General features: G+C 71.6%; 4 protein-coding genes. 2 read left to right on the top strand and 2 right to left on the bottom strand.

Annotation, left to right across the window (positions count from 1 at the left end; all coding sequences use genetic code 11):
• Together ACY45C_RS13310 and ACY45C_RS13305 are read left to right on the top strand one after the other, a co-directional pair.
• Positions 1-876 (top strand): OB-fold nucleic acid binding domain-containing protein (locus ACY45C_RS13310; RefSeq protein WP_462187933.1); only part of this gene is annotated, 876 nt, incomplete at its 5' end.
• Positions 877-903: 27 nt separating this feature from the next.
• Complete coding sequence (locus ACY45C_RS13305) at positions 904-2,361, top strand: class I SAM-dependent methyltransferase (protein ID WP_462187932.1); 1,458 nt, start codon at positions 904-906, stop codon at positions 2,359-2,361.
• 25 nt (positions 2,362-2,386) lie between these two features.
• Here the strand turns inward: ACY45C_RS13305 and ACY45C_RS13300 are convergent, their stop codons facing one another.
• Positions 2,387-4,069, bottom strand: coding sequence for an MFS transporter (locus tag ACY45C_RS13300; protein WP_462187937.1), 1,683 nt, complete (start codon positions 4,067-4,069; stop codon positions 2,387-2,389).
• A gap of 235 nt (positions 4,070-4,304) precedes the next feature.
• Positions 4,305-5,654: aldehyde dehydrogenase family protein (locus tag ACY45C_RS13295; RefSeq protein WP_462187931.1), on the bottom strand; the 1,350-nt coding region annotated here is incomplete at its 5' end.

The following is a 5,654-nucleotide window of genomic DNA, read 5'->3' as shown; positions in this document are numbered from 1 at the left end:
GGGGTGAGGAAGAAGAACGCCGAGGGGCAGTTCGACCTGTTCGCCTTCGACGCCGAGGACGAGCCGGGCGCGGCGCCCGTGTTCGGCGTGCAGGAGTTCTCCGACCAGGAGTGGGACAAGGCGGTCAAGCTGTCCCACGAGCGGGAGATGCTCGGCCTCTACGTCTCCGGCCACCCGCTGCGCGACGTCGAGCACATCCTCGCGGCGAAGGCGGACTGCGGCATCGCGTCCCTGACCGGCGGGGAGCACCCCGATGGTGCCACCGTGACCATCGGCGGAATCATCTCCAGCCTGCAGCGCAAGGTCACCAAGCAGGGCAAGGTGTGGGCGCTGACCACCATCGAGGACCTCGAGGACGGGCTGGAGGTCATGTTCTTCCCGCAGACCTACGAGACCTGCTCCACTCAGCTCGCCGAGGACGCCGTGGTCATCGTCAAGGGCCGCCTCGACAAGCGGGAGGACACCCCGCGGCTGATCGCCTCCGACCTCACGGTCCCCGACCTGTCCGACGCCGCCCTGAGCCCACCGATGGTGATCATCATACTGGTGTCCCGGGTGAACCCGCCGACGGTGGAGCGGCTGCGGGAGGTTCTCGGTACCCATCCCGGGACGACGGAGGTGCACCTGCGGCTGCAGACCGCGAGCCGCACCACCGTGTTCCGGCTCGACGACCGTGTTCCGGCTCGACGACGCGTACAAGGTCCAGCGCACTCCGGCCCTCATAGGCGACCTCAAGGCCCTGCTCGGCGCCTCCGCCGTGGCCTGAGCGGCGCGGGACGGACCGGAGTATCCCTGTTACCGGGGATCCCCGGTAACAGGGATACGGACATGCAACACCCGACACCGTTGCGGCAGCGGGTTTCCGGGGGACGATGAGCCCAGGTAACAACCGGAGGATGCACCGTGACGATCAGTCGAGAGCCGGCGGAGCACGACCCTGCCGAAGCAACCATTCCGCACCGGGAGCCGCGGTGGTCACCGAACGTGGCGCGGGCGACGCGCATCCTGCTCGAGAGCCTGATCGGGGACGACCCGCCGGTACGGATCACGCTGTGGGACGGCTCGGTGCTGGGACCAGACACCACCACCCGGATCCTGGTCCGCTCGCCGGAGGCCCTGCGCCGCGTCCTGTTCCGCCCGGGTGAGCTGGGCTTCGCGCGGGCCTTCGTCGCCGGGGAGATCGACGTCGAGGGGGACGTCTTCGCCGCCCTCGCGGTGCGCCGGGGCATCGCCGGGGCCGGCTCGCGGCTGACCGGCGCAACCGCCCGCGCCGCCGCGACCCTGCTGCGCGAACTCGGCCCGCGCCCGCCGGCCCCGCCGCCCGAGGAGAGCCGGCTGCGCGGCCGGCAGCACACCCGGGACCGGGACGCGGCGGCGATATCCCACCACTACGACGTGTCCAATGCGTTCTACCGCCTCGTCCTCGGCCCGACGATGACCTATTCCTGCGGGGTGTGGGAATCGGCGCAGGTCGGCCTGGACGCCGCCCAGAACGCCAAGCACGAGCTGGTCTGCCGCAAGCTGGGCCTGCGTCCCGGCGAGCGGCTACTGGACATCGGCTGCGGCTGGGGCAGCATGCTGATCCACGCCGCCCGCCATCACGGGGTCCGCGGCGTGGGGGTAACCATCTCGGTGGAACAGGCCGCGCAGGCCCGCCGCCTCGTCGCCGAGGCGGGCCTCGCCGACGTCATCGAGATCCGCCTGCAGGACTACCGGGAAATCCCGGACGGCCCCTTCGACGCGATCAGTTCCATCGGCATGGTGGAGCACGTCGGCCGGGCGATGCTCCCGACCTACTTCGACCAGCTGTACCGGCTGCTGCGCCCGGGGGGGCGCCTGCTCAACCACGGCATCTCGTTCCCCGGCGACCCCGCGGGGGCCCGCCGGGCCCGGCCCGGCCTCGGCCCGGTCCCGTTGCCGAGGGGACGCGACTTCCTCCATCGCTATGTCTTCCCGGATGGGGAACTACACGAGATCGGGGTCATGGTCTCCCTGATGCAGGCGGCCGGCTTCGAGGCGCGCCACGTCGAGTCCCTGCGCGAGCACTACGCGCTGACCCTGCGGGCCTGGGTACGCCTGCTGGAGAAGAACTGGCCGGCCGCGGTCGGCATGGTCGGGGCGGGTCGGGCCCGCGTCTGGCGGCTCTATATGGCCGGATCGGCGCTGAGCTTCGAGAGCGGGCGGACCCAGATCCACCAGACCCTCGCGGTCCGGCCGGACGCCGGCGCCGCCGGCATGCCCCTGCGGCCCCGCTTCGAGTCGCCCGCGACAGCACCGACGCCCACGACAGCACCGACAGCACCGACGCCCACGACGGCACTGAGCCAGCCGACAGCACTGAGCCAGCCGACGGCCGGCTGACCCAGCTAGGCCCCGGGAACGACGCCTACGACCCGGGAGCGGCGGAGTCCGCCACCGTGCGGTCGGACCCTTCGGTGCCGATGCTCTCGGCCCGCTCGGCGACCGCGTTCCCGGCCGTCGACGACCCAGCTGTTGACGACCCAGGCGTTGACGACCCAGGCGTCGACGGCGCACCGTCCCGGCGCAGCACCATCACGACGGCGACGGCCGTGGCCGCCATGACCGCCATAGCAATCATGGCGGTCACCGACATCGCGTCGACGTAGCATTCCTGTGCGACCCGCAGCAACATGTCGCCGAGGCCACCGGGGTGGAGGCCGCCGGGAAGCCGGTGGGCGACCTCCACCGCACCGCCGAGGGTCTCCCGCGCCGCGTCGACCGCGATCGTGGGCAGGCCGGACGGTGCCCGCGTCGGCACCTCGTTCCGGTAGACGGCGGTGGCGATGCTGCCGAGAACGGCGACCCCGAGCGCGCCCCCGAACTCGATGGCCGACTCGGACAGGGCGGAGGCCGAACCCGCCCGTTCGGGTGGGGCGTTGCCGAGCACGACGTCGGTGCAGATCGTGAGGACGACACCGACCCCGCTGATTAGCACGGCATAGGCGCCGAGCAGCACCGGCAGACCCCCGGAGACGCCGAGCCGACTGGCGATGCCGAATCCCAGCGCGGTGACGACCAGCCCCACGCCGAGCGCACCGCCCAGCCGCAGTAGCCGCAGCAGCCGAGGTGCAGCCAGCACAGAAATAATCATCGCGGTCGCCGGCAGCATCGTCCACAGCCCGGCGACCAGCGGGGTCAGGCCCGCCACGAGCTGCAGGTACTGAGTGGCGAAGAAGCTGAACCCGACGAGGGCGAACAGAGCGAGGGCGTTGACGGCCAACGCCGTGCGCACGGCGCGGGACGCGAACAGCCGCGGGTCGATCAGCGGTTGGTCGACCCGGCGCTGCCGGGCCACGAGGAGGCCACCCAGGACCACACCGACGACGAAGACGGTCATCGGAACGGCGGTCCAGCCGTGTTCGGCGATGCGCTTCATGCCGTAGACCGCGCTGAGGACGGCGGCGAGGGAGAGCCCGGCGCTGGTCAGGTCGAAGCGGCCGGGACGCGGATCCCGGAACTCGGGCAGGAACGCGAGACCCAGCACCAGCAGCAGGAGCATCACCGGCACATTGATCAGGAAGACGGCGCCCCACCAGAAGTGCTCCAGCATGAATCCGCCGAGCAGCGGTCCCAGCGCAACACCGCCGGAGAAGCTCGCCGTCCAGATGGCGACGGCGACGCGCCGCTGGTCCGGGTCGACGAACAGGACCCGGATGAGCCCGAGAGTCGACGGCATCAGGGTGGCACCGGCGGCGCCCATCGCCGCCCGGGCGAGGATCAGCATGACCGGGCCGGTGGCGTAGGCGGCGAGTACCGACGCGGTTCCGAACACGGCCGCGCCGTAGAGCAGGAGCCGGCGACGCCCGATCCGGTCGCCGACCGTCCCCATCGTGATCAACAGGCCGGCAAGCACGAAGGAGTAGATGTCGACGATCCAGAGCAGTTGGGCGCTGCTCGGGGCGAGGTGTGCGGTGATGAACGGCAGGGCGAAGTACAGCACGGTCACGTCGATCGACAGCAGCAGGCAGGGCAGAGCGAGCACGGCGAGACCGGCCCATTCCCGGCGGCCGGCCCGTCGTGTGCCGGGGGTCGGCCGCATCCCGGGCATCAGTTGCGTCACCAGGTCTGGCATGCGCCGACTATGGCGCGGACCGGCGCCGGGCGCCGGGGCCCAGTCCTGGATGCGGCGAGATGCGGCAGCACACTGGGGCGGCGGAACCTCCGGACGCCCCGATCCGCCGTGACCGGCCGCGTTGTCCCGCGTCGTCGAGAAAAACGCCATCGGGTCCGTGAGGCGAGGCGACATGGCAGCACGGCGACATGGCACCCGTCTCAGCCGGAACTCACGGGTCCGACAGGCGGAAGGATAGGTCGGCCGGGGGCACGGCCGTGTCGAGCTGGGCCTTCTGCAACCTGCCGGAGTAGTCCCAGTTCATCGACTGCCATCGGGTGACCTGGTCGAGGACCCAGCGACCGGACTGGCGGCTTCCGTTGCCGGACCGCCCGTTGCCGCCGAAGGGCAGGTGGGCCTCCGCGCCCGACGTCGAGGAGTTGATACTGACCATCCCGGCCCGCACCCCACGCCGGAACCGGAACGCGCTCGCCGCATCGCCGGTGTAGATCGACGACGACAGCCCGTAGCCGGGCAGGTTCGCCAGGTCGATGGCCTCGTCGAGGCTGCGGTAGGTGGTAACGCCGATGATCGGGCCGAACGTCTCCTCGCGGAACACCTCGTCGTCCGGGCGCACGCCGTCGAGCACCACCGGGTGGTAGTACAACCCGGAGTCGGGATCGCCGACGAAGCCGCGGCGCGGTCCGCCCGGCCACCTTCCCGGCACCGCCGGCCCCGCCTGCGCCAACGAGCCGGCCGACGTCCCGAAACCGGCCGACGTGATCCGTCCCACCGCGGTGGACCCGAAGATCCGGTGATGGTCCCGGATCAGGTCGAGATGGTCGGCGAACCCGGCCGCGAACCTGGCGTCGAGCAGCGGCCCGTACAGCACGTCCCGGGTCGGGTCGCCGACGACCGCCGCGGACACGGCGGCGTCGAGCCGACGCACGAACTCGGCGTGCACCGACTCGTGCACGATCGCCGTGCCCAGCGAGGTGCACCGCTGCCCGGCGGTGCCGAACCCGGCGAACACCGCCGCTTCGACGGCGGCATCCAGGTCGGCGTCGGGCGCGACGACCATCGGGTTCTTCCCGCCGAGCTCCAGGCACGGCGACTGCAGGTACCGGCCGCACAGGGCGCCGATAAACCGGCCGACCTCGGTGGATCCGGTGAAACCGACCTTGTCGACGACGCCGGCCGCCAGCGCCCGCTCCAGCCCGAGCGACGTCGCCGCGCCGTCGGCGGGCACGAGGTTCACCGCGCCGGCGGGAACCCCGGCGGCGGCCATCAGCTCGACCAGGGCCTGCGCGCAGGCCTCCGCGTACTCGGCCGGCTTCCAGACCACGGTGTCGCCGGCGAGCAGGGCCGGCACGATGTACCAGGACGGCACCGCCACCGGGAAGTTCCCCGCGGTGATCACCATCATCACCCCGACCGGCTCCCGGAAGGTGAACAGCTGCTTGTCCGGCATCTCGGAGGGAACGGTCTCGCCGTAAAGCCGGCGTCCCTCGCCGCGGAAGAACTCGCAGGTGTCGATGATCTCCTGGACCTCGCCGCGAGCCTCGGCCGCCGGTTTGCCGAT

This window comes from Frankia sp. CcWB2, assembly GCF_977927585.1.
Note: the sequence above shows the minus strand (reverse complement) of the source record. Positions and strands in the feature narration are given on the sequence as shown.

Bases quoted from the DNA above. Each gene is read 5' to 3' on its own strand.
- ACY45C_RS13300 (WP_462187937.1), bottom strand. From the start codon at position 4,069: ATGCCCGGGATGCGGCCGACCCCCGGCACACGACGGGCCGGCCGCCGG.